The sequence below is a fragment of the Bordetella sputigena genome (genome assembly GCF_965137885.1).
GTDB lineage: Bacteria > Pseudomonadota > Gammaproteobacteria > Burkholderiales > Burkholderiaceae_B > Bordetella_C > Bordetella_C sputigena.
The window spans coordinates 1-24,034 of the sequence record NZ_CBCSCA010000013.1 but is presented as its reverse complement, the minus strand read 5'-3'; the positions used below and the strand labels follow the sequence as shown (position 1 = coordinate 24,034).

Sequence of the window (24,034 nt, the reverse complement as noted above, 5' to 3'; positions counted from 1 at the left end):
ACAACGTTTTTTCCATAGGAGCCACACCATGAGCCGCATCACCCTCCCCGCCATCGAATCCGCCACCGGCGCCACCGCCGACCTGTACGCCCAGATCAAGAAGGCCAACGGCAAGCTGCCGAACCTGTATGCGACGCTGGGACACCTGGCGCCTGCCTCGCTGTCCGCCTACCTGAGCGCCGAGGCCGTCCTGGCCCGCGCCAGCCTCAGCCGGCAGGACCTGGAAACCATCAAGCTGCTGGTCAGCGAACTGAGCGGCTGCGATTACTGCCTGGCCGCGCACACGATGCTGGCCAAGATGGCCGGCCTGGCCCCCGAAACGCTGCCGCGGATCCGCGCGGGTGAAGCGACGGGCGACGCCAAGCGCGACGCGCTGGTGCGCTTCGTGCGGGTGATCCAGCAAACCCGCGGCACCCTGCCGGCGGCGGAGGTCGACGCCATCCGCGCCGCCGGCTACACCGACGCGCAGTTGGCCGATATTGCGTTCGCCTACGCGCTGATCACCTACACCAATACCTTCAACCGCATCAACGACACCGACATCGACTTCCCGCCGGTGAAGTAAGCGATGCGCGGTCAGCCCGCGGCGTCGCGCAGTTTGCGCCACAAGGTCGTCCGGCTGACGCCCAGCTCGCGCGCGGCGGCAGCCTGATTGCCGCCGTGCGCCGCCAGCACCTCCTGGATGTGGCGATATTCGCTGACGCGTTGCACGGCATCCAGCCGGCGTCCGCCCCGGGCGCCAGCCGCGGCCGGGCTGGCGCCCGCGTCCATGCCCGTACTGTCCCGCGTTGCCGGCCCCTCGATACGCCCTTGCGCGGCCGGTCCCGACGGATCGAGCACAGCGCGCAGCGTCTCCGCCGGCGGCACGGCATCCGCCAGCAGGCACTCCAGCGCCATCCGCTCGATGACGTTTTCCAGCTCCCGCACATTGCCCGGCCAGTCATGCGACAACAGCAACGGCAACGCGACCCGCAGCACTTCCCCCGCCAGCTTGCGCGCGCCGATGCGCTCCAGGGCGGCCGGCAATAGCTCGGCCGCCAAAGCCGCGATATCCTCCGGACGCTCGCGCAGCGGCGGCACGCGGATCTGCAGGATGTGCAGCCGATAGAACAGATCGTGCCGGAACAGCCCCTGGCGGGCCATCGCCGCCAGATCCCGATGCGTGGCGGCGATGATGCGCACGTCGACCGGTATCGCATCGATGCCGCCCACCCGCGTAATTTCTTTTTCCTGCAAGGCCCGCAGCAGGCGCGTCTGCAGCGGCAAAGGCATCTCCCCCACTTCGTCGAGCAAGAGCGTGCCGCCGTCCGCGGCCTCGAACAGGCCGGCCTTGCCCTGGCGCCGCGCGCCGGTGAAAGCGCCTTCCTCGTAGCCGAACAGCTCGCTTTCCAGCAACTGCTCGGGAAAGGCGCCGCAGTTGATCGCCACGAAGGGACGCGCGTGCCGGCGGCTGGCGCGGTGGATTCCTTGCGCGACCACTTCCTTGCCGGACCCGCTCTCACCCAGGATCAAGACCGACGCATCGCTGCTGCGCGCCAGGACCTCGCAACGATGCACCAGCTCGCGCATGCCCGCCGACACCGCCACCATGCCGTTCAATGTGTAGCGCGCCGAACGCGAGCGCCGATGGCTGTGCGCGCGCAGCCGGCCCACGGCGTGCTCCAGCGGCTGCGACGAATGCAGGGTCAGCACCGCGCCCGTCTGCGCGCCGGCCTCATACAGGGGCACCGCGTCAACGACCAGCGGTTGCCCGCGCACGTCCTCCACGCGCCCGAGTTCGGCCGTGCCGCGCGTCAGCGCGGGTCCGGCGGTCAGTCCGGCGGCCGTCTCCGCCAGTGGCCGTCCCGCCGCCTGGGATGCCGCGGTGCCCAGGATGCGCGCCGCGGCGGGGTTCATCGTGGTGACGCGCCCCTGCATATCGACGGCGACCACGCCGTCGTTCAGATGGCGCAACACCAGGTCGAGCCGGTCGCGGCGCGCGCGCTCCTCGTATTGCGCATGGGCGATCGCCAGGGCGGTTTCCATGGCCGCGCGCACCGAATCCAGTGAATACAGCAGCACCGCCGTCAATCCGGCCTTGCGGGCGTAGTCGGCGACCATGCCCGCGCCCACGACGACCTCCACGCCCTGCGCGGCCAGTTCGCGGATGCAGCGCGAGGCGTCGTCGGGCGTGTCGTAGGCGCGCAGCTCCACATCCAGGCCGAAAACACGCATGAAGCGCCGCAGCGACGCGCCGACCTCGTGATGCAAGACCACCGCCACGCGCGGCGACAGTTCGCGAGCCTGCGCCAAGGCCGTCATCAGGTCATAGCCGCCTACCTGCACCAGCACCACCGGCACGGCCAGCTTTGCGCGCAGGAAGGCGCCGTTGCTGCCCGAAGCCACCACCACATCGCAGCGATCCTGCGCGATCGCACGATTCAAAGGCGCCAGCGCGGCGTCGAACGCATCGTGCAGGAGTTCCACCCTGGCGCGGCCGGCGAATTCCGGCGCCACCTGGCGGAGGCTTTCGAACAGGCCGTAGCCCGTCACCGCGTAGAGGGTTGGAGCGGATGCCGGGCCGCCGTCCGGCGCCAGAGCGCCGGGCGCGGCAGGACCGGAAGGGAGGAAAGAGGCAGCCATCGTTGCAGCACTGTGATGCGTTTATGAAACATCCTATTTTCACTTATGAAACACCTTGCCGGCATCCGCGCATACCCCTAGCGCCGTTTTCCCCGGAGAAAGTCCGCCGTCACAAGGTTGGCACCGCTTTTGCATTTACCCGTCCAGCTCTGGCACGCAGACCAGGAACACAGGAGACAACCGTGAGCATTTCCCGACTTCGACGCGCGGCCGCCGTGCTGGCCACCGTCTGTGCCCTGCCCCTGGCCGGCACCGACGCCCTAGCCGCCGATGGCGACACCTTCCCCAGCCGGCCGATCCGCCTGCTGGTCGGCTTCGCGGCGGGCGGCAGCTCGGACACCGTCGCCCGCATCATGGCCCCGGTGCTGTCGAAGAACCTGAAGCAGAACATCATCATCGACAACCGTCCCGGCGCCGGCGGCAACATCGCTTCCGACGCATTGGTGAAAGCGGCGCCGGACGGCTACACCATCATGCTGGGCACGATAGGCTCGCTGGCCGTCAACCAGCACCTGAGCAAGCTGTCCTACGACCCGGTCACCGACATGGCGCCGATTTCGCTGGCGGTGTCCTTTTCCAACGTCCTGGTGGTGAACGCCAACAGCAAGATCAAGACGTTCGCGGACTACGTGAAGGCGGCGCGCGCCCAGCATTCCGACATGTCTTTCGGTTCCTCCGGCATCGGCAGCAGCGGCCATCTGGCCGGCGAACTGCTGAAGTCAGTCGCCGGCCTGCAGAACCAGCACGTCGCCTACCGTGGCGGCGCGCCCGCCATGAACGACCTGCTGGGCGGCACGCTGGCGTCCATCTTCGCCAGCCCCACCGATGCCGTGCAATTCATCGCGGCCGGCAAGCTGCGCCCCATCGCCACGACCGGACTGCGGCGCCTGGATGTCCTGCCCGATGTGCCGACGATCGCCGAGTCCGGCTATCCCGGTTTCGAAGCCAACAACTGGTACGCGTTCACCGCGCCCGCCCACACGCCCGACGCCGTCATCGATACCTTGAACAAGGCCATCGTCGCCACGCTGAAAGACCCGGACGTCGACGCCAAGCTGAAGAAACTGGGCCTGGATCCCGCCCCGACCACGCCCGCCGAGACCGGCCGCTACATCCGCGACGAAAGCAGAAAGTGGGGCGACCTGGTCAAGAAGATCAACATCAACGCGGTGTGAGCGGGGCCGCGCCGTCCACCCTGCCCAAGTACGCTGCCTATGAACGCATTCGATTCGAGTCATCATGCCTTCCACCATCGCTGAAAAAATCCTTGCCCGGCATGCCGGGATAGAAACGGTCCAGCCCGGCGACATCGTGATCGCCGGCGTGGACTTCGCCATGGTCCACGACGCCCGCGCGCCCAACGCCATCCGCATGGTCGACAAGATGGGCGCGGACAAGCTGCCCTTCGCCTCGCGCACGGCCTGGGTGCTGGATCACTACTCGCCGCCGCCCAATCTGGCCGCCGCGCAGACGCATACCGCCATGCGCCGCTTCGCCGACGATCATGGCAGCCCGCTGTATGACATCGGCGACGGCATCTGCCACCAGGTGCTGCCCGAAGGCGGCCACCTGACCTGTGGCGACCTGGTGGTGGGCACGGATACGCACTCCGTCACCTACGGCGCCTTCAATGCCTTCGGCACCGGCGTCGAAGGCAGCGACGTCACCGCCGTCATGAAGACGGGCAAGGTCTGGCTGCGCGTGCCGGAATCGGCGCGCGTCGAGCTGACGGGCCGCCTGCAGCCGGGCGTATGGGCCAAGGACATCACCCTGCACATGCTGGGCCGCTTCGGCGCCGAAGGGCTGAACTACATCGCCATCGAATACGTCGGCTCGGCCGTTTCGGCGATGGAGATCGACGACCGCATGACACTGGCCAACCACGCCGCCGAGCTGGGGGCCAAGGCGGCCCTGCTGGAGGCCGATGACAAGACCCTGGCCTGGCTGGCCGCGCACGGCGCGCGGCCGCCGCGTCCGGTGGCGGCCGATGCCGACGCGCACTACGCGCATCGCGTCGCCATCGATGCGTCGGCCTTGGCGCCGCAGGTGGCGCGGCGCCACGAAGTCGACGACGTGGTGGGCATCGATCAGATCGATCGCCAGAAAATCAACTTCGCGCTGATAGGCACTTGCACCAATGGCCGCCTGGACGACATCCGCCAGGCCGCGGCCATCCTGAAAGGCCGCAAGCTGGCGCGCGGCGTACGCATGATCGTCACCCCGGCGTCGCGCAAAATCTATCTGGATGCGGCGCGCGAAGGCCTGATCGAGATCCTGACCGCGGCGGGGGCTTCTTTCGAGGCGGCCGGCTGCGGCACCTGCGTCGGCATCACGAACCACTTGATCCCAGGCGACAAGGAAGTCGCGATCTCCAGCGCCAACCGCAATTTCCGCGGCCGCCTGGGCAATCACGAAGCCGAAATCTGGCTGGGCTCGGCCGCCACCGTCGCGGCCTCCGCCTTGACCGGATACATCACCGACCCGCGCACCGTCGACGGCGGCGCATGGAGGCCCGACCATGGCTGATGCCACGCAGGATGTGATTACCGGCCCGGTCTACAAGCTGGGCGACGACGTCAACACCGACACGCAGTGCTCCGGCAAGTACCTGCCGGGCAAGGACGAAGCCTATATCGCCGCGCAGGCGTTCGAAGGCGTCGCGCCCGGCTTCGCCGCCCGCTTCAAGCCCGGCGGCATCATCGCCGCGGGCACGCACTTCGGCATCAACTCCTCGCGCGAGCAGGCGGTGCACATTTTGCATCGCCTGGGAGTCGCCGCCATCATTGCGCCATCCTTTGGCCGGCAGTTTTTCCGCAACGCCATCAACAACGGATTGCTGCTGATCGAATACGACACCAGCGGCCTGGCCGAAGGCGATGAAGTCGCCATCGACCTGGGGCATAGCGAACTGCGGGCGCCCGCGCGAGGACTGCGGCAGGCGCTGCGTCCCCTGCCGCCGCAGATCCGCGCCATCCTGCGCGAAGGCGGCCTGATCCCTTACCTGCGCAAGCATCCGGACTGGAGCATCACGGCATGAGCGCCACGCCACCGCGGCCCATGGCCGCCTCGCACGACGCCGCCGGCGACGCATCGCCGGCCACGGCGGCCGGCCGCGTCGCCCCCGGCCAGCCCGACTGGAACAAGCCCGCTCGCCTGCGGCAAGCCCTGCGCGATCGCCTGGCGCGCGCCGGCCGCGGCCAGCCCACGCTGATCGCGCCCGGGGTCTACGACGCCTACGGCGCGCGCATGGTGCAGCATGCCGGCTTCGAGGCCGTCTACATGACCGGCAACGGCGTTTCCGCCAGCCTGCTGGGCAGGCCCGATGTCGGCCTGGTCGACCTCACCATGATTACCAGCCATGCGCGGCGCGTGGCGGCATGCGTGGACTTGCCGCTGATCTGCGATGCCGATACCGGCTATGGCGCGGCCGCCGCGATCCGCCGCACGGTGGAAGAATTCGAGGCCGCCGGCGTCGCCGCGATCCACATCGAGGACCAGCAGTCGCCCAAGCGCTGCGCGCAATTTCCCGGCGCGCGCGCGGTGCTGCCCTTCGACGTCGCGGTCTCGCGCATCGCCGCCGCGGTGGCGGCGCGCGCGCCCACCGGATTGCTGGTCATCGGCCGCACGGATTGCGCCGCATCGATGGGCCTGGACGAAGCCATCCGCCGCGCGCGGGCCTTCGCGGATGCAGGGGTCGATGCGGTCTTCGTCGAACTGAAGGCGCACGACAACGTGCTGGAGGACATCCGCGCCGTGACGGCGCAGATCGAGATCCCCTGCATGATCAACCTGGATTCCGGCGGCCCGCTGGCGGCATTGCGCTTTCCGGATCTGGCCGGGCTGGGCATCGCGCTGGCCATCTATCCCGGGCTGCTGCGCAACGCGCTGGGCTACACCATGCGCGAAGCACTCGGCCACCTGCGCAACGATGGCAGTACCCAGGCGATGCGCGACCGCATGCTGACCGGCGCCGAGTACAGCGCCTATCTGGGACTGCCGGACGTGGAGGAATGGGAAGGCCGCTTCCCCGCCTGAAGCGCGTCGGCATCGCCTGCCCGCCCAGGTCTTCGTCACCACGGCCTTTCGCCATCCCCCTGCCCCGGCAGTCCACGCCCTGCCGGCGCGCGGCGGTCGGGGCGCCGCCGGACACCGACCCTTAATACTTCCGAAAGCGCGCCGTTAACGGATGAGCGGGATGGCCCCGCGGCCTTGTTTCGCACGACCGAACAAAGAGACCATGCAAAGTTTGCTGCCCCTGAGCGCCGCATCCGCGTCCGCCGCCGCCCTGGCGCCGGCGACGCCCGCCACGGCCGACCAGAATAACGCCGCCGCCCCAGCCGTCGCCCCCGCCTCGGCCAGCGTCACGCTGACCGACGCCGATACGGCACGGCTGACCCAGACCTACGACGACACCGGCGCCCTGTCCGTGTCCACGCCGGTCTGGGAAAAGGATACGAGCGACGCCATCAGCGCCCTGATGTCGAAGAACTACGACGCCACCGCCGTGGGCGACCGCTTCCGCGGGTTGGGCGCCGCGCTGCTGGAGCGTTTCCAGCTGGGCGGCGGCGATTATTCCCAGTCGGTCATACTGCGGACGGCCGATTCGGGCACCGCGGGCGCGACATCCAGGCTGGACCAGATCCGCCAGACGCAGTTGCACACCGTCGCGGACAACCAGATCACCCTGGAAGTCAAAACAGCGGGCGGCGCGACTGTCCATCTTTCGCTGACCAGCCAGTCCGGCGGCCTGGGCGTGCAGGTCGAAGTCACTGGCGGCACGCTGTCCACCGCTGAAAGAAACGCCCTGGCCGGCCTGGCCGACGCCTTCCAGGGGGCCATCGACGGCCTGACCAGCGTACCGCCCAAGCTGTCCCTGGACGGGCTGACGCAGTTCGACCCCAATGTGCTGAGCTCGGTCAATCTGCAGACCAGCTTCAAGATGCCGGACGGCAGCGTGCAAACACTGAACTTCCAGGCGGACAGCCAGCATCGCAGCGTCGACTTCGCGGGGGCGGCAGGCAAGATCAATGTCAACGTCGACCTGTCCAATCCCGCGCTGATCGGCAGCACCGACCAGCAGGCCCACGCGCTGGCCAGCTATCTGCAGCAATTCGACCAGGCGCAAAGCCGCGGCCAGGGCGACGCCAAGTTGATGGCCATGTTCAAGGACGCCTTCAGCGCCCTGAACAGCAATTACAACGTAGACATGAAGCACCGGGCCACGGCGCCCATCATCCCCTTGAGCGATGCCGACCACGCCATGCTGTCGGGCCTGGCCGACTTCAGCGCCTCCGTGCAGGCGCCCGACGCCTCGCCCAATCCCATGCACCCGGAAGAGCTCGACAGCTTCTCCTACCAGGTATCGCAGCAGACCAAAATACAGGGCAGCGGCGCCAACGATCGCTCTATCGAGCAATCCCAGCAATCGCACCTGAGCGCCAGCTACCACCAGACGCTGTATCCCGACACGCCCCTGAACCTGACCGGCGACAAGTATTCGCAGAATTACTACTACTACAAGATCGACGACACGGCCAGCAGCGTGGCCAGCATCGCCTACAAGGATGGCCGCCTGACCAAGGCATCGCTGACGCAAACCGCCAGCCAGAACATGGACGTCAAGAAATACGTCGTGGGCGAGATGCAGGAACGCCTGAACACGCCGTCTTCGGTATCGCGCAGCTGGGACATGCTGCACCTGATCCAGGCCAGCATGCCCAAGGACGACGGTTCCGCCACCGAACAGGACCGCGCCCATTGGCGCAACACGCTCTCCAGCATCAACAACCTGGTGACGCTGAAGTCCGACCCGGCACAATTGCGCGGCGCCCAATCGGCGGGCGCCAGGGAAGTCACAACCGGCTGACGCCCGCCCGGCGACCCGGGCGCGATCGCCTGAACAGCCCCGCCAGCGGGGCTGTTCGCGTTTCCGGGCGCCGCCAGGAACCGCCCATGCCGACAGGCGCCGGCTCATCCGCAGGAATATATTGCTTGACTGCCGGCGATGCTGCCCTCATAGTGTTCAAAGATCCTCAAGTGCCCTCGATTCCGTTCGGTAGTGTGCGAGCCAAGTAGTGCGCCATCATTGTCCATGTCCTGCCTTGATCATCTACCCCTCGGACACATGTCCGTCATTTATCAAGGAATCTCATGGAAACCGGTATCGTCAAGTGGTTCAACTCCGAAAAAGGCTTTGGCTTCATCATGCCTGACTCGGGCGGCAAGGACCTTTTCGCGCATTTCTCCGAAATTCAGGGCAGCGGCCACCGCAACCTGCAGGAAAACCAGCGCGTGAGCTTCATCGCTGGCCAGGGCGCCAAAGGCCCCCAAGCCACCAAGATCACCCCGCTCTGAACGATTGCCCCGCTTTTGCGGCGGGGTGACCGTCTACCCAGGTAGATCAAAACAATAGCCCTGCTCGCAGGGCTATTGGTGCTTGTCCGCGATCAAATGATCAGGCCCGCGCGTGGCGGGCCCGCGGTGATGCTAGCCGCAACCCGATCCGCTACGGGCGGCAACAGCCGGCGCATCCTCTTTCGTATTGCCCGCGAACCTGCGGATCTTTTCCGCTACCTGCGGCGTCGGCTGCTCATAACCGTAGCAGTACGGCGGCGCCGGCACCGACTCGGGCTGGTGGTCCTGCAGCACCGGCTTCGCATCGCCCAGGTACAGATTGTCCTTCACGCGCAAAAATGCCTTGAAATCCCGCGTGTAGCCGTACGCCGACTTCGACTTCTCGAAATTGCGGCGATCCGATCCCCCGTTGGGCAGGGCGCTTCTCTCCGGCGCGCTCGGAATGTACTTGCAGTAATTCACCTTGACGCCTTCCACCGTCGGGAAATACTCGGGCTCCATGCACTTGCGCTGCGCCACGTTGCTGAACATATTTCCTTCGACCAGGGCGCGGGCCTCCAGGCTGAAACTCATCCCGTAGAAATCCCAGTTCTCCACCAGATTGTTGTACAGATGGAACGTGCCGAACTGCGCGCGTGGATTGCGCTGCACGGTATTGAAGAAATAGTTATGGTGCAGCGTCACTTGCGCAATCTTGTCCCGCTCGTAGTTCCGGTACAGATCCTTCGACGTGATGTTGTTGAGCAGCATGACCTTGTCGGAGTCATGGAATTTCGTCCATGACACCGTGACGTCGGTCGACCCGTTCTTCACGTTGAGCAGCCGATCCGACATTCGCGACAGGTCCAGGTGGTCCACCCATACGTCCTTGCTGCCGTTGGCCACATTCACCGCCTGCGTCAGCCTGCTGAAGCGCCCATCTATCGTCAGGTGCGTCAGGATGACGTTCCTGCTGCCGTACACGCCCAGCCCGTCGTCGATCAAGGTCACCTGCCGGCCTCGCCCATCGATCGTGACGTTCGAGGGCACGCGCAGTTGCGATGCCAGCACGATCGTCATATCGGATGCAAAGCGGATCCAGGTGGCCCCCTTGGCGTGCTGCAGCGCGGCCCGGAGGGATCCCGGCCCCGCGTCCTTGTCGGAGGTCACCTCGACGAACTGGCCGCCCAGGCCGCCGGTCGCGCCGCGCCCGTAGCCTTCGCGCTGCTGCAACAGCGACGCCACCATGGGGCAATGCTCGTCGGGGACCCGGCAGGCTTCGGCCGCGGCGGCCGCGCCGCCATACAACACCGCCAGGGCGAACAGCAAACGTATCGTTGTCGCGCGCATCATGCAGCCACCTGCGAAGTAAGAAAGCCGACATACCAGGGCAGCGCCTGTATCATCCCGTGCCGCAGATCGACCAGCGGCGCGTAGCCTATCCCGGCTTGCGCCTTCGATACGTCGGCCTGCGAATGGCGCACATCGCCGGCGCGGAACGGCCGGTACTCGGGCGGCAGGGCATATTCGAAGCCACGCGACGCCAGGCCGTCGCGGATGATGCCGAACAAGTCGTTGAGCGTCGTGCGGCCGCCGACGGCCACGTTGTACACCTCGCTGGCTTCCGGGGCCTGCCGCAACGCCGCGCGCAGATTCGCCTGCACGACGTTCCCCACGAAGCAGAAATCCCGGCTCGTTTCGCCATCGCCATTGATCTGTACTGTCTGGCCCTGGATCATGGCGGAAATCCACTTCGGAATCACGGCCGCGTAGGCGCCATCCGGATCCTGCCGCGGGCCGAACACATTGAAGTAGCGCAAGCCGGTGGACGCAAACCCATACGTTCGCGCATACACGTCGGCGTAGATCTCATCCATAAGCTTGGTGGCGGCGTAGGGCGACAAAGGCTTGCCTATCCGGTCTTCGCGCTTCGGCAGATTCGGTTCATCGCCATAGGTCGAACTGGACGCGGCATAGACGAAACCCCGGATCGATGCGCGCCGCGCCGCGTCCAGCATGTTCAGGAAGCCCGATACGTTGACCTCGTGGGAAGTCAGCGGATCCTTCACCGATCGAGGCACGGAGCCCAGGGCGGCCTGATGCAATACATAGTCGACGTCCGCGACCGCCCGTTCGCACGCCGCCATGTCGCGGATATCGGCCTCGTGCAGCGCGAAGCGCGCCCAGCGCGCCTCGCCGACATTCCTGCGTACCTCTTCCAGGTTGCGCCGATGTCCCGTCGCGAAGTTGTCCAGGCCGCGAACGTCCTGGCCGAGCAGCAGCAAGGTTTCCACCAGGTTGGACCCGATGAAGCCGGCCGCCCCGGTCACCAGCCAGCAGCGTCGTCGCGACGTCAGCGCATCGCGAAGATCGCGCTGCGTTGCGTCGAGCAGCCATGGGGGGAGTGTCGTATCGTCTTCAAAGCCTGTTGCATTCATTGCTTATTCACTTCCTGTTGAAGCGCGGATCGATCGGGCGTCTTCACATGTCGCCAGATTCCTCCGCTCAGGCGCAGGTTCTCCGGCGCGCCGGCCAGATGCTCCCTGAGCCGTTCGAAATAGGCCTGGCGCCACCGGCTCGAATACGTCTCCGCATCCTCGCCTGGCTCGGCCTCGGGCAACATCTCCAGCGTGAAGGCGATGCGGCCGTTCTCCCAGCGCGGCGCGTAGAACACCGAAGGCACGCGCAGCCGATGCGCCATGTGGGACGCGAAGCTGGAGTACGTCACTTCCTGCCCTTCGAAAGTCGTACGCGGCGCGGCCGGGTTGGCGGCGCCGTCGACGGCAATACACAGCACGTAGCCCGATCCGAGCGCGCGCATGCAAGCCTTGGCCACCTGCGCCTCGGTCTGGTCGGCGGTGGATATCAGGGCCTCGGCATAGCTGGTCTCGGCGATGTTGGGCGCGGTCGCCAGCCAGCGCGACGGAATGCCCACCAGCTCCAGCGCCATGAGTCCGGCATACATGGGTCCGACGTGAGCGGTGGCGACCACCACGCCGCGTCCGGCCGCCAGCAGCGGCGCAAAGAAACGCTCGCCGCTATCCAGCTCACCCAGCAGTTGCATGGCTTCTTCGACACGCTCCTCGCGGCATTCGATCCAGTCGAACAGCAGATGGTCCACCAGGTGGCCCCAGCGCGCGGCGCGCTCCCATTGCGCGCGGTCGACGCCGGTATCGCCGCGCAGCGACCAGGCCCAATCCAGCCGGGCCTGCGGTATCGGCGCGCTGTCGATGCGATCCTGCAGCTTGTCCAGCGCCTGCTGGAAACTGTCGGGCAGCCGCTCGCTACGCCTGGACACGTATTGCCGGAACAGGGCTTCCGCCTCTTGCGCGCGGCCCGCCTGCGATAGCGCCGCGATGGCCGAACGCTGCCAGAGCAGGTTCTCCGGCGATTTCCGGTGCACCTTCAAGAGCTGTTCAGCGGCATCGGCGTATTGCATCGAATAACGCAACGCGCGCGCATAGAGCACCCGGGTCTGATCCAGTTCCGGCGCCAGATCGACGGCCTGCCTGAGCGGCTCCACCGCGGCCTTGTATCGTCCGGAACGCAGCAAGGTTTCGCCGTACAGCGACAGCAGCCTCACGTCGCGGGGCGATGCTTGCAGGCCCGCCTCGAAATGCGCCAACGCATGTGTCTTGCGGTCGTCCTCGGACCCGCGGCGCAGATAGGCCAGCCCCAGGTAGGTGCGCAGGTTCGCGCTATCGCGACCCGCCGCCAGCGCCGCTTCGCCCAAGGCGATCGCCGACTCGGCCCGGCAGTCCTCATAGAGGGCTCGCACGGCCGCCGCCGCCACACGTTGATTGGGCAGTTTGCCTGCATCCAGGATGGCTGCCATGCGCGCCGCCTCGGCCGTATCGCCGTCGCGCATGTAGGCCAACATCCAGTAGTGCGCTTCGCCCGGATCGCTCTCCACGGTAGCGGCGGTGGCCCGCGCGACCGCCGCGGCGTCGGCCACCCGCCCGGCCTGCAGGCGCAATTGGATCCGCGCGGCATGCAGGTCCGCTGCCTCGGGCTGTATGCCGGCGGCCGCATCGGCGTGGGCGATTGCCTTGTCCCACTGTTCCGTCCGGCCCAGCAGGCTGGCCAGCAAACGGCGGTCTTCGATTTCCGAAGGGTACGCGGCGACCAGCACCTCCAGCGCGGCGATGGCGGCGGCGAAGGCGCCCTCTCGCACGCGGGGCGACACCAGCAATCGCCGGACGTCGCGCCGGCCGTCCGCCGCCCGCACCAGCGCGGGATCCAGCGCCGCCATTTCGTGGACGGGGTCCGCGGTTGCACGGATCCGCTCGATAAGGCCGCGTAACCGGACGGCGGCATCGGATGACGCGTCACGACGTTCCGCGACCTGGTCTATCACGCTATCAACCATGACGCAGCCCCCTCAGCAAAGCCAGGCCTATGCGGGTGATGAACATCAATACGAAACCGATGGCCAGCGCTTCGAGCATCAGTATCATCATGCGCGGACTGCTGGGCCGGTCCGTGGGCACCGGCTGCGCGATGATCGACAGATAGCGCTGCAACCGCAGCGCATCCACCATGGCCTGCTGGTACGACTGCTGCGCCAGGGTCAGATTGGAATCCGCGAACACCTGGGCATTCCTCAAGCCTTCGTACGACTTCAGCTGCCGCGCCTCGATATTGCCCTGGCCGCTCAGGCGGTGGCGCAGCGCCACCAGCCGCTTCTGCAAGGCGGCGACCTGCAGTTCGGCCGGCTTGAGCATGGGATGATCCTTGTTGCCCAGCGCGCGGATCTTGTCCAGATTGATCTGCGCGTTGCTCAGCTCGCCCTCGATCTGGCCGGACAGGTTCAGCAGCATCGCCACGGACGCGGTCGGGTCGATATTGCCATGAGCCGTGCGCCACGCCGTCAGGGCGTCCCGGGCTTCCAGCGCCTTCTGCTCGGCGCGCCTGACCGACTCCAGGCTGACCCTCAATTTGTCGGCGACGCCTTTCTCGTTCAGGCGGCTCACGAAGTCTTCCGCCAGGCGGATCAGCGCCCTCGACAGGACCGCCGCGTCATCCGGGGAAAACGCGCTGACCCGCAGCACGTCGATCTGCTCAAGCACATTGAAGGAGACCTTGACCGCCGACTGGTAGGCGCGATAGAGCTCATCCTCGCTGGCGTCGTCCGCGAGGCGATTGAGCGGGTCCAGCCCGCCATGGGCCAGGTAGCGGCGCAGGCCGATGGCCTGGTCGAGCTGACGCATGCAATCGCGCGACTTCAGGAAATCGCTGACCGCCCACCCATCCACGAAGCCGCCCAGCATGCCGGCCATATTGCCCGTGGTGAGCAGATTCGCCGCACCGCCACCCGCCGACTGCTGCCCGGAAGCCGACTGCACGAAAAACCGCGACTCCGCTTCGTAGCGCGGCGTTGCGATCCACAGCACATAGGCCAGGGCGAGCACCACCGGCGCCACCACGATGGCCGCGCTGACCCAGCGCGAGCGGCGACGCTGCCGCAGCGCGGCCTGGCGTTCGCGCCGGCGCCGTTCGATCTCCGACCCGGCCTCAGAGCCCGAGCTGGCCGTCTCCGAAGCCGCTTCCATAGGCGTCTTCACCGGCGCTGCCGGACTCGCTGCGGGATCGTCTGGGCGGATACTGGCGGATGCACCGGTCGAGGTCGTCTTCGATTCTGAGAGTGCTTCCTTCATAAACGAGGCCTTTGAAGCAATAGTCCGCCAACTGATTCTGGCGATAACTGGAAAAAATGAGCGTCCGGCCGACCAGCCGCTCTTCGAACAACGCCAGCCAGAGCCGGGTAAAGCGGCACGGTTCGAACGGTATCGCTCCTTCGATTACGTAGACATCGAACGCGGGCGCCAGCGCCAGCGCGAACGAAAACTCCTGCCTTGCATAGAGCGGCCAATGCTCCATGGGGCTGGAGAGCCATTTCGGGTCGCTGAGCAGGTCCGCGACCAACTCCACCGTCTCGTCGGCGTCGATCTCGTACATCTCGCACACGAACTCGATCATGCACAAACCGTTCGCCTTCCCTCGGATGAAACCTTGCCGCCCTATCGCCCAGGAGACACTGCCATCGTGCCGGACGAAGCCCTGGCGCGGCGGACGCAGGCGGCACAGGACATCGATGATCTGGCGATGCAACTCCGGCGCGGGCGAAAGCAAGGCATAGCGCCCGACAGGCAGATCCAGATCGACACCGGCGAGCAGCGTCTGCCGGCTGCCGAATGCATAAGGCTCGTCCGTTACGCCATTCAGGTGGATCATCGCTGTCCCTCACATCGGCTGCACATTGCTGCGGGCCAGGCGTTCGGCCGCCAGCGAGATCACCGCCAGGAACACCAGCGCGGTCAGGAAGTAGCTCAAACTGGCATCCTGCGACTTGTAGCTGCTGAAGTAGGCGGAACGCAGCAGTTGCATGCCATGCGCGAAGGGGGACCAAAGGATCACGGGCTTCAGCTGCTCCGGCAGTTGTTCGGAAACGAAGAACACCCCCGACACTATCTGGAGGCCGCGCTCGATGACCGGCGCCAGCCTGAGGAAAAAATGCCAGGCGGTGGCGATCGCGCCGAACAGCACCCCCACCGAAGCGCCGCCCGCGGCCATCAGCACCACGTAAAGCAGGAAGCCCGACCAGCTGGCCGGCAGCGTGATCAATCCCAGCGCGCTGCCGGCACCGATCAATACGCCGAACACCACCACATAGACCGAAACATAGATAAGGGCCTGCACCACCGCCCCCATGAGCGGCGTAACGCCCTGGAAATTCAGCATGCCGCGAGCGGACACATAGCTCGTGCTGCTTCGGAAGATGATCTGGCGAAACATGATCCAGGTGGTGGCCCCCAACAGCGAAAACGTCGGCACGTCCATGCCCAGGATGTAGTGCGTTCCCATCAGGAAATACAGCGAGGAAATCAGCGTCAGCAGTACGACCGGGCCGACCAGCGCCCACAGCAGGGCGATGCGGCTCTCGCCATGCATCACATGCAGCTGATAGACGAACATCGGCAGCAGCGTGCGCAGCCGCGGCCGGCCGTCGTCGACATCGCGGCCGGCGGGCGCTTCATGCAAGGCGCGCACGCGCGCGCGCAATATCGCCAGGTCGCGCGCCTCGTCCTCCGGCAGCTCCATCTGCAGCGGAATATCGTTGCGCGAAGCATGGCGGCGCGCGCTCTGCGCTTCGTCCAGCTTGCGCCGGCGTTCGCGCCGTTCATGCGCCTGGCCCAGCCGCTCATCTTCCGCCACCAGCCTGGCGGGCATGTAGCCGGCGGCGAACACATCGATACCCGCGCGGATATCCTGTTCCAGCAGCCGCACCATGATGCGCAGGCGGCGCCTGGGGAAATCGGCGGCGGTGTCGGCAAATCCGTTGCGCTCGATCTCCGCTTCCAGTTCCGCCTGCACGGCCTCGTACACCGCCCGCCGCGCCGCCACGCTGTCGTGCCGCTGGCCGCGCAGCCTCGCCACCAGCCGGGTCAGCACGGCGGCCGGCGATATGCTGGCGTCCGACAGCGCGGCCAGGTCCAGCCGCCAGGCCGCGATGCCGGCCCCTACCGTATAGCCGCGATCCTGCCGGCGCGCGCGCCAGCCCTTGATGCGATCCTCATTGCTGGTCGACACGCTACTGGTTCACCGTGTTGGTGGAGCCGCCGCCCGAATCGCTGTCGATGGCTCGCGTGGCGCTGAAGCCGGCGCTCATGGTGACGCGGAAAGCCGACAGCACCTTCTGCACCTGCGTGAAAGGCGCATCGGATATATAGATCGCCTGGCCCTCGCGCACGGTGAACTGGCCGGCCAGCGCCACCTGCTCCGGACGCGTCAGGTCGAACTGATAGACGACAGGCAGGGTATCCGGGGCGCCCTTGGTGCCCGGCTTGGCCGGCGTGAACAGGAAGACGGAGCGCGGATCCGCGGTCTTGTCGTCCAGGCCCTTGGAGTCGCCCAGCGCGTCCAGCACGCTGTAGTTGCGCTTGCTGATGGCAACCCGCCCCTGCGTCCCGGCCGCGCCCAGCACGGTCAGGTACTCGCGCGCGTCATGGGCGGTGATGACATCGCCGGCGCGCAGCAGGATGTCATTGTCCTGATTGCGGTACAGATCGGCCAGGCGCACCGACGCGATCTCCTTGCCCCGGCGCAGCGTGATCACCAGCTGCTCGGGGTTGGTCTGCACCGGAGCCGCCTGCGCCAGCGCGCTGCTCAGGCGCTGCGTCGTCTGGGTGATGGGATACATCCCGGGCTTGGTCAGGTTGCCCTGCACCGTCACCATCTGCCCGCGCGCATCGGCCGCGCGGGTCACGCTGACGTCGGAGCCGACGATCAGCTTGCTCAAGCGGGCAACGACGGCGTCATGCAGCTGCGCCAGCGTCAAGCCGGCTGCCTTGAACTTGCCGAGTATGGGCACATACAGATTGCCCATCCGGTCTATTTCCTGGGTGCCCAATTCGCTCGCGCCCGCGGCGTTGGCCGCGAACACGCCCAGCCCGTCGCGCTCCCAGACCGTGACGTTTATACCGTCGCCAGGAACCAGGACGTCGAAGGCGGCGTCATTGGCGTCGCGATAGCGGGCGGGAAAATCCATCACCTCGGGCATATTGCTGGCGCGCGCCAGATCGGGCGTGACCGGCATGACGACCACATCCTTGTTATCGTGCGCCGAGGTCATCTCGCTCAACATCGGGCCGGAGCGCGGCAGCTGGCACCCGGCAAGAGTGAACGCGGCCAGCAGCACCATGACCGGCGCCGCCCTGCCCCGCAAGGCCGGCGCCGGAACGTTCTTGTGTATAGCAGCCATATTTCCAGGATCACGCTTCCATCAAACGCAAGGGCCCCACGGCGATGCGCTCGTCGTTCTGCGATATGCCCAGCACCGACACGCACAGGCTCAGGAACTTGTCCAGCATCGCATTCAGCGAGAACAGGTCGCGAGCCCGCTGGCGGCTGTGCTGCTTCAACACTTCGTTGCCGCGCATCTGATCGACGATGGATTCGATTTTTTCGCAGGCCTCGTTCAGGTCCGGATGGTCCAGGTCCTTGATCAGATGCCCTGTCACGTTCTCGACGAAACACTCGCCCGCCCCGCCCGCCGGCGTGGAGACGACGGGCACGCCCAGCAGCTGCGCCTCGATCAGCACATTGGGCAGGCCTTCGAAACGCGAAAGCAGCACCTTGGCGTCCATGCGCGAATACCAGTATCCGACGTGGTTGGACAGGCCGACGAACATCAGCCGGTCCATGACGCCCAGCTCGTCCGCCAGCGCAACCATGTTGTCGAGCAGGCGCCCGTCACCCACGATGAAGAAACGCGCCTGCGGACGCCGCTTGAGGTATTGCGCCGCCAGCTTGATCCACAGTTGCGGCCGTTTGTCCGGCTCCAGCCTGAACACGCCGCCTATGGTCTCCGTCGCATCCGGCGTGGATGCCACGAAGGCTTCCCACTTCTGCCGGTCCTCCGGCGAGGCGTCGGTCGGCAGCTCCGGCACGCCGTTGTAAAGGATATGGAAACGCTCTATCGGAATCCCCAGCCATTTCGCATATTCCTGCGCGGCCGTTTTGCTGTTGCTGACGAAATGCACGCCCGGTATTTGCGCCAGGGCCTGGTACAGCACCGGATACTCTTCGCGGTAGCGGTCCTTGCGTATGTTCGGCGGCAGACCGCGAAACACCAGATGTATGGTCGGCACGCCGGCCAGCAGCGCCGCCAGCGCGCCGAACAGGCACGTCCCGTCCTGCCACAGGCTGACGACGTCGAACGGGTTCTCGCGCAACAGCGGGGCCAGGCGCGTCACCCCGTAATGCACGGGCGGCGGCAGTTGCTCCAGCAGGCGGTTCAGGACGGGATCGGCGACCGTCTGATGGGAGGTGGAAATCGCCGGCAGACCATTGATCTCGGTGACCGGAATCTGCGCCTTGGCCAGAATGGGCAGGAAGAAATCCAGCCCCTGCTTTTTGTTCGACCCGGAAGGCTCGGTGTGCTGCTTCACCAGCACTTCGACCTTTTCCGGCCGGACCCGCATGAATGCCGGCCGCCGGTCGGCCGCGGCCACGCGCTCGCCGGAAGCCGCCATGCGGTGCAGTTCGCCGGCAAGCCGGGTCAGCTGCCGCTCGGCGCCGCCCGGCCCCAGGCTGCCCGTCACCAGCGCGATCGAGACGGAATTTTCGGGTGGCGCCTCGACGAGGCACCGATTGCGGAAGTGCAGGATCGCGTGCTTCATTGACACGATCCTGATGTCCTTGCCGGCGAGCCCGCCATCCGGTTCGAAGCGCCGGTAGAACGCGTAATCGTTCGCCAGGGCGCTGGCCAGTTCGGCCGCCTTGCTGCCGGGCGCGAGCTGGTCGGCGACGGGCTTTATCGTCTCGTAAGCGTCCGCCAACAGTCCGCGCTTGCGCAGGCGCTTGGCGAACTCGACGCGCACGTTGCGATCGTCGTACTTCGCGATCAGGCGGCGGAACAAGGCGTCCGACTGCTCGTACGCCCGGATGTCGTTCAGCAGTTTCGCCCTGGCGAACAACTTGTCGGGATTCCGCGTCAATGGCGGAAGAAAGCGGTTGATCAACTCCAGGGCTTCGTCGACATGCCGGTCCTTGACCAGGCGCGACGCGCTATAACGGACGATCTGCAGGTCGTTCGGGCAGTCGCGCAGCAAGGCCGACCACTGTTCCGACATGCCTTCATTCAGGCCGGCCGCTTCCTTCAGCCGCAGGAGCAGGAAACGGACCTTGGGATCCGCCATGTGCTCGCCCGCCAGCGCCTCGGCTCGCGCCAGGTTGGCCTGGGCGAGCTGCACCCTGCCCGATGCCGCGACGATCTCTTCCAGCTGGGCCTGGACCCGGTGTAGATCGGCGGCAGTGTCCTTCTGCTCGGTTTCCGCTGGATAGTTCATGCTGCCTTCCTACGGTTGGCTTTCTCGATCCAGACCAGGCACCGCTGGATGTAGTGGTCGAACTGCTCCGGATTCTCGGAACGCGACTTCAGCATCTCCCAGTAAGGCAGCGCCTGCTCGAAGCGGTGCAGGCGCATCGCGCCCACGGCGGCCGCGCGCAGGCCGATGGGATCGTCGGGAACCAGCTGCAGGATCCGCTGGCCCAGGGCCAGGCGCTCGCTGGCGCTCGACGGATCCAGCGCGCGCGCTTCGGCGTACAGCACAGCCAGGATGCGCCGCTTTTCATGGGCGACTTCCGGCATTTCCGGCCAGGATTGCGCGATGCGGTCCAGCAGTTGCCAGGCGCCGCGATGGTCGCCCGCCGCGAGCTTCTCGCGGGCCGCGCGTATCGAGCGCGGCCCGAGACGGCCGAGCTGGCGCTCGGCTTCCTCTTTCGCGCTCTGGTCGGCCGACGGGTGGGCCAGCACGGCGTTATAGGCGTCGATCGCTTCGCCGAACCAACCGCCGCTGAAAGCCACCCTGGCGAAATACAGCCGCGTGCTGAACTGGGCGGCATCGCCCGCGGCGGCCAGCTCCAGATGCCGCATCGCGGTCTGCTTGTCGCCCAGCGCGTCCGCCGCCCGTCCGCGCATCGCGTCCAGCTCGGGGAAATCGACGTGTGCGTCCAGCGCGATGTCCGTGAGCTCGATGACCTCCTTGTGATTGCCCGCCAGAAGCGCCGCCCGCACGGCCAGGCGCATCGCACGCTCGAACGCGCGTTGCGCCCGCACGCCGGCCAGCGCATCGGGATCGAGCAGGCGGTGCGCGCAGATCCTTTCGGCCGCATCGCGCAGACGCCCTTCTTCCAGCGCGCGGGTGCCTTCCTCCGCCCACGTCGACGACTGCGCGCGCAGCCACCCCCGAATGCTTTCCTGTTCGCTCTTCACCAATCCGCGCGACACCGCCAAGGCGGCGGCGGCCACCAGGAAGCCGCGCCAGGACGCTTCCTTGACCAGCTCCAGCGCGTCGGCGTCGGCAAGCGCCGGCGATTCGGACGCCAGCGCGCGCAGCGCGCCACGATCACCCGCCATCAGCTGATGGCGCCACAGCACGGCGAAGCCTCGCCCATACGAAGGCTGCACCGCGCGGACCTCTTCGGCCCAGCGTATGGCGGCTTCCATGTCGCCGGTGGCTTGCAGCGTCGACAGGACCGTATCGGCCGCTTCCAGCGCCAAGGGCTCGTCGGGCGAAGAAATGCGGAACAGCTGTTTCCAGCTGCCCAGCGCCTCGTCGACATTGCCCAGCTGCCCCGCGCAGATCGCCGCTATCCGCAGGATTTCCGGCGTCTCTATCTCGTCGCCCAGCAAGCCGGCCGCGAGCGAGTAGGCCACCTCGTGGTGTCCCAGCTCGAAATGATTGCGCATCAGTATCTGCTCGGCCTTGCTGCCGGATCCCAGGTCGCCATCCGCGCCTTCCAGCAGGGCGATCGCGCCTTCGTAGTCGCCCAGCTCCCCCTGCATGCGCGCCAGCAGCAGCACGTGGTCGGGCGTGCCGGGATAGCGGCGCAGCACATCGCGCGTACGGCGCGACGCTTCGCGCAGTTCGCCCGCCTCCCAGATCTTTTCGATGCGCTCGGCGCTGTCCTCGGCGGCCAGTTTCGCCACCACGGGCGCCGGCGTGGAGGCGCCCATTCTCGGACGCATATAGTTCTTGTACCAATCGGCGCATAGCCGCTCGGCGAACAATTCCGTGTAATGCGTCAGGTCCAACCCGCCGTCTTCCATGGCGTCGGCCTGGCCTATCTTGTTCATCAGCGGCGTGGGGTCGTAGCACGGCACGCCGATGCGCTGTGCGCTCGCGCTCACCGCGCCAATCAGCTGCTGCCGCTGCTCGATCGGCGCATTGTCCGGCGTCAAGGCATTCACATGCGTGACGAAGACCACCTTCTCCACGCCCAGCAGATCGACGAGCGCGCGCATGTCGCTTTCGATCTCATCATCGGCCAGATCGCGCTTGACGATGCGCGCGAGCAACTCGCGGTCTTCCGTGGAAAGGCTCTTGAACACCGGGTCCCTGTCCAGCAAGGCACGCCGCTCCGCCAGCCCGGCGGCGACGGCCAGCGACCAGAACATCCGTGTCCGGGCGCGATCGGCGAAGAACTCGCTGAAATGGCGCGCCAGATAGTTCGACTGGATGGGATAGCCGTCTATGGTCAGCAGCTTGCGCGACGACAACTCGACCATGTACAGATCAGCGGGCTTGTGGGTTCCGCGGCGGGCTTGTTCGCCATTGGAAGGCCGGAATATCAGCCGTTGCACATCGGCGGGAATGTCGCGTTCGCCGTACATGAACCGCGCCTGCTGCAGCGCCTCCGCACTGGTGTGCACGAAACCGTAGTTGCGCCCGAGTTGCAGTTTGATCGGGTAACGTCCGACGGCATCGCGCAGCGGCGTATGGATCCGGCAGGTGCCCACCGGAGCGATCGTAAAAGCAGTCATTCAGGTCACCTATAGTGAAGGGTCGACGGTGCTGTATCGACAGCGCTGTACTCAGAGCGACCAGTACAGGAGATCGGACTGGAGGCGCTTGTGGTCGAGCACGGATTTCAGGTCGCACACCATGCCGCCGCGCTTCACCAGCTGCGGCAGGTCATCCCATATGGATTCCATGGTCTGCTGGTGCGGGACCGCGAGAATCAACACATCCATGTCGCTGAGATGGCGCCGCTCCACGAGCTTGATGCCGTACTCGTGTTCCATCTGCGCGGGATCCGCCATGGGATCGCAGGCGATGGGCGTAATACCGTACTCGGTGAGCGCGTTGTACAGATCGACCACCTTGGAGTTGCGGATGTCCGGCACGTTCTCCTTGAACGTCATTCCCATGATGCCCACCCGGGTCGAGCCGTTCAGCCGGCCGTTGCGCGCCAGCACCTGCACGACGCGCGAAGCGACGTGATTGGCCATGCCGTCGTTGATCCGGCGACCCGACAGGATGACCTCGGGGTGATAGCCGAGCTCCTGCGCCTTTGACGTCAGGTAGTACGGGTCCACCCCTATGCAGTGGCCGCCCACCAGGCCGGGCGAAAAACGCAGGAAGTTCCACTTGGTTCCCGCCGCGGCGAGGACTTCCGAGGTACGGATGCCGACCAGATCGCAGATCTTCGACATCTCGTTCATCAACGCGATGTTGATGTCGCGCTGGGTGTTTTCCAGTACCTTGGCGGCCTCCGCCACCTTGATCGACGATGCACGGTGCACGCCCGCGTCGATGATTTTCTCGTAGACGCCGGCAACGGTTTCCAGCGTTTCCGCATCCTGGCCGGACACGATCTTGACGATTTTCTCCAGCGGATGTTCGCGATCGCCGGGATTGATCCGCTCCGGGCTGTACCCCAGCTTGAAATCGACGCCGCACCGCAGGCCGGAGGCTTTTTCCAGTTCCGGACCGCAGATTTCCTCGGTGGCGCCGGGGTGGACGGTGGATTCGAAGACGACGATGCTGCCTTTGCGCAGCACCGGACCAATGGACTGGCATGCCCGGACCAGCAACGAAAAGTCCGGGTTGCATTTTTCATCGACGGGCGTGGGCACGGCCACTACGAAAAAGTCGCAGCCCTGCAGATCTTGCACCTCATCCGTGAATCGGAGCTTGGAATCGAGAAGGACATGACGCTCGATTTCCCCTGTCCAGTCGTCGCCCTCTTTCAGGCGCGCAATCCGGCGCTTGTCCACATCGAAACCAATAACGTCAAAGCGTTTGGAAAACGCTACGGCAACCGGCAGGCCTACGTATCCCAGGCCGCACACTGCGATTCTCTTTACCACGTGAACCTCACTATTTCATTCGTGTCGTGGACACAGGATCTCCATGCGTGGAGACACACGAGCAGAAACATCAGAAACTATTGGTTTAATTTGGCCGGGGGCATATGCATGCAGCCCCTTTGCAGATAACCGACACCGAAGGAGATTTATCCGCTTCGGAAGCGCCGGCCGCCGAACTGTAGACGCAATCTTCAGCAATCTTTCTTTCTAATAATGTTGATTGCTATGGAAATGAATCAAGGCTGAGGTGGAATAGGCGTGGACGGCGCCAAATGAATTACATCCATTACAGCGCACGCAACAAAACGGACCCGTTGTCCTATTTCTACTTGTTTTATTTGGTTTTAATAGCTGCGCTTAAACAATTGCGTAACGTGTTCAATTGCGGCGCCCCCGGGAGGCACGCCGCCCTCCCGCCCGCCC

Annotated in this window: 18 protein-coding genes; 7 read left to right on the top strand and 11 right to left on the bottom strand. The window is 66.0% G+C overall.

Annotated elements, in window-relative coordinates; all coding sequences use genetic code 11:
* The first annotated feature begins 28 nt into the window (after positions 1–28).
* Positions 29–565 carry a carboxymuconolactone decarboxylase family protein gene (locus ACNA0R_RS21885; protein WP_415828181.1) on the top strand — a complete coding sequence of 179 codons (537 nt, stop codon included), beginning with the start codon at positions 29–31 and terminating at the stop codon, positions 563–565.
* A gap of 11 nt (positions 566–576) precedes the next feature.
* Here ACNA0R_RS21885 and prpR read toward each other — a convergent pair whose 3' ends face one another.
* Positions 577–2,622, bottom strand: a complete 2,046-nt coding sequence (gene prpR / locus ACNA0R_RS21880; protein ID WP_415828180.1) for a propionate catabolism operon regulatory protein PrpR — start codon at positions 2,620–2,622, stop codon at positions 577–579.
* A gap of 182 nt (positions 2,623–2,804) precedes the next feature.
* Between prpR and ACNA0R_RS21875 the strand changes: the two genes are divergently transcribed.
* From ACNA0R_RS21875 to ACNA0R_RS21850, 6 genes are all read left to right on the top strand, one after another.
* Complete coding sequence (locus ACNA0R_RS21875) at positions 2,805–3,797, top strand: Bug family tripartite tricarboxylate transporter substrate binding protein (protein WP_415828179.1); 993 nt, start codon at positions 2,805–2,807, stop codon at positions 3,795–3,797.
* Positions 3,798–3,861: 64 nt separating this feature from the next.
* A complete protein-coding gene (locus ACNA0R_RS21870; RefSeq protein WP_415828178.1) occupies positions 3,862–5,148 on the top strand; it encodes an aconitase/3-isopropylmalate dehydratase large subunit family protein in 1,287 nt (428 codons plus the stop codon).
* Positions 5,141–5,659, top strand: coding sequence for a LeuD/DmdB family oxidoreductase small subunit (locus ACNA0R_RS21865; RefSeq protein WP_415828177.1), 519 nt, complete (start codon positions 5,141–5,143; stop codon positions 5,657–5,659). Before ACNA0R_RS21870 ends, ACNA0R_RS21865 begins: the two co-directional genes overlap by 8 nt.
* Positions 5,656–6,657 carry an isocitrate lyase/PEP mutase family protein gene (locus tag ACNA0R_RS21860; protein WP_415828176.1) on the top strand — a complete coding sequence of 334 codons (1,002 nt, stop codon included), beginning with the start codon at positions 5,656–5,658 and terminating at the stop codon, positions 6,655–6,657. Before ACNA0R_RS21865 ends, ACNA0R_RS21860 begins: the two co-directional genes overlap by 4 nt.
* Before the next feature lie 202 nt (positions 6,658–6,859).
* Positions 6,860–8,488, top strand: coding sequence for a hypothetical protein (locus ACNA0R_RS21855; protein ID WP_415828175.1), 1,629 nt, complete (start codon positions 6,860–6,862; stop codon positions 8,486–8,488).
* Between the two features lie 284 nt (positions 8,489–8,772).
* Entirely contained in the window at positions 8,773–8,976 is a 204-nt protein-coding gene (locus tag ACNA0R_RS21850) for a cold-shock protein (RefSeq protein WP_415828174.1), read from the top strand.
* Between the two features lie 132 nt (positions 8,977–9,108).
* Here the strand turns inward: ACNA0R_RS21850 and ACNA0R_RS21845 are convergent, their stop codons facing one another.
* From ACNA0R_RS21845 to ACNA0R_RS21800, 10 genes are all read right to left on the bottom strand, one after another.
* Positions 9,109–10,308 (bottom strand): pectate lyase family protein, encoded by a 1,200-nt coding sequence (locus ACNA0R_RS21845; RefSeq protein WP_415828173.1) that lies wholly within the window; start codon positions 10,306–10,308, stop codon positions 9,109–9,111.
* Entirely contained in the window at positions 10,305–11,393 is a 1,089-nt protein-coding gene (locus ACNA0R_RS21840; protein WP_415828172.1) for an SDR family oxidoreductase, read from the bottom strand. The genes ACNA0R_RS21845 and ACNA0R_RS21840 overlap by 4 nt, the downstream gene beginning before the upstream one ends.
* Positions 11,390–13,324, bottom strand: coding sequence for a CDC27 family protein (locus tag ACNA0R_RS21835; RefSeq protein ID WP_415828171.1), 1,935 nt, complete (start codon positions 13,322–13,324; stop codon positions 11,390–11,392). The genes ACNA0R_RS21840 and ACNA0R_RS21835 overlap by 4 nt, the downstream gene beginning before the upstream one ends.
* Positions 13,317–14,348, bottom strand: coding sequence for a sugar ABC transporter (locus ACNA0R_RS21830; RefSeq protein WP_415828317.1), 1,032 nt, complete (start codon positions 14,346–14,348; stop codon positions 13,317–13,319). The genes ACNA0R_RS21835 and ACNA0R_RS21830 overlap by 8 nt, the downstream gene beginning before the upstream one ends.
* Positions 14,349–14,469: 121 nt before the next feature.
* Positions 14,470–15,189, bottom strand: a complete 720-nt coding sequence (locus ACNA0R_RS21825) for a P-loop NTPase family protein (RefSeq protein ID WP_415828170.1) — start codon at positions 15,187–15,189, stop codon at positions 14,470–14,472.
* A 9-nt stretch (positions 15,190–15,198) separates the two neighbouring features.
* Positions 15,199–16,545: an ABC transporter permease gene (locus ACNA0R_RS21820; RefSeq protein ID WP_415828169.1), complete on the bottom strand. Its 1,347-nt coding sequence runs from the start codon at positions 16,543–16,545 to the stop codon at positions 15,199–15,201.
* A 1-nt stretch (position 16,546) separates the two neighbouring features.
* Complete coding sequence (locus tag ACNA0R_RS21815; protein ID WP_415828316.1) at positions 16,547–17,707, bottom strand: polysaccharide biosynthesis/export family protein; 1,161 nt, start codon at positions 17,705–17,707, stop codon at positions 16,547–16,549.
* A gap of 19 nt (positions 17,708–17,726) precedes the next feature.
* The gene (locus tag ACNA0R_RS21810; RefSeq protein WP_415828168.1) at positions 17,727–19,805 is read right to left on the bottom strand and encodes a glycosyltransferase; all 2,079 of its coding nucleotides are present in this window, start codon (positions 19,803–19,805) and stop codon (positions 17,727–17,729) included.
* Positions 19,802–22,282, bottom strand: coding sequence for a hypothetical protein (locus ACNA0R_RS21805; RefSeq protein WP_415828167.1), 2,481 nt, complete (start codon positions 22,280–22,282; stop codon positions 19,802–19,804). The genes ACNA0R_RS21810 and ACNA0R_RS21805 overlap by 4 nt, the downstream gene beginning before the upstream one ends.
* Before the next feature lie 51 nt (positions 22,283–22,333).
* Positions 22,334–23,593 (bottom strand): nucleotide sugar dehydrogenase, encoded by a 1,260-nt coding sequence (locus ACNA0R_RS21800; RefSeq protein ID WP_415828166.1) that lies wholly within the window; start codon positions 23,591–23,593, stop codon positions 22,334–22,336.
* Between the last annotated feature and the right edge of the window lie 441 nt (positions 23,594–24,034).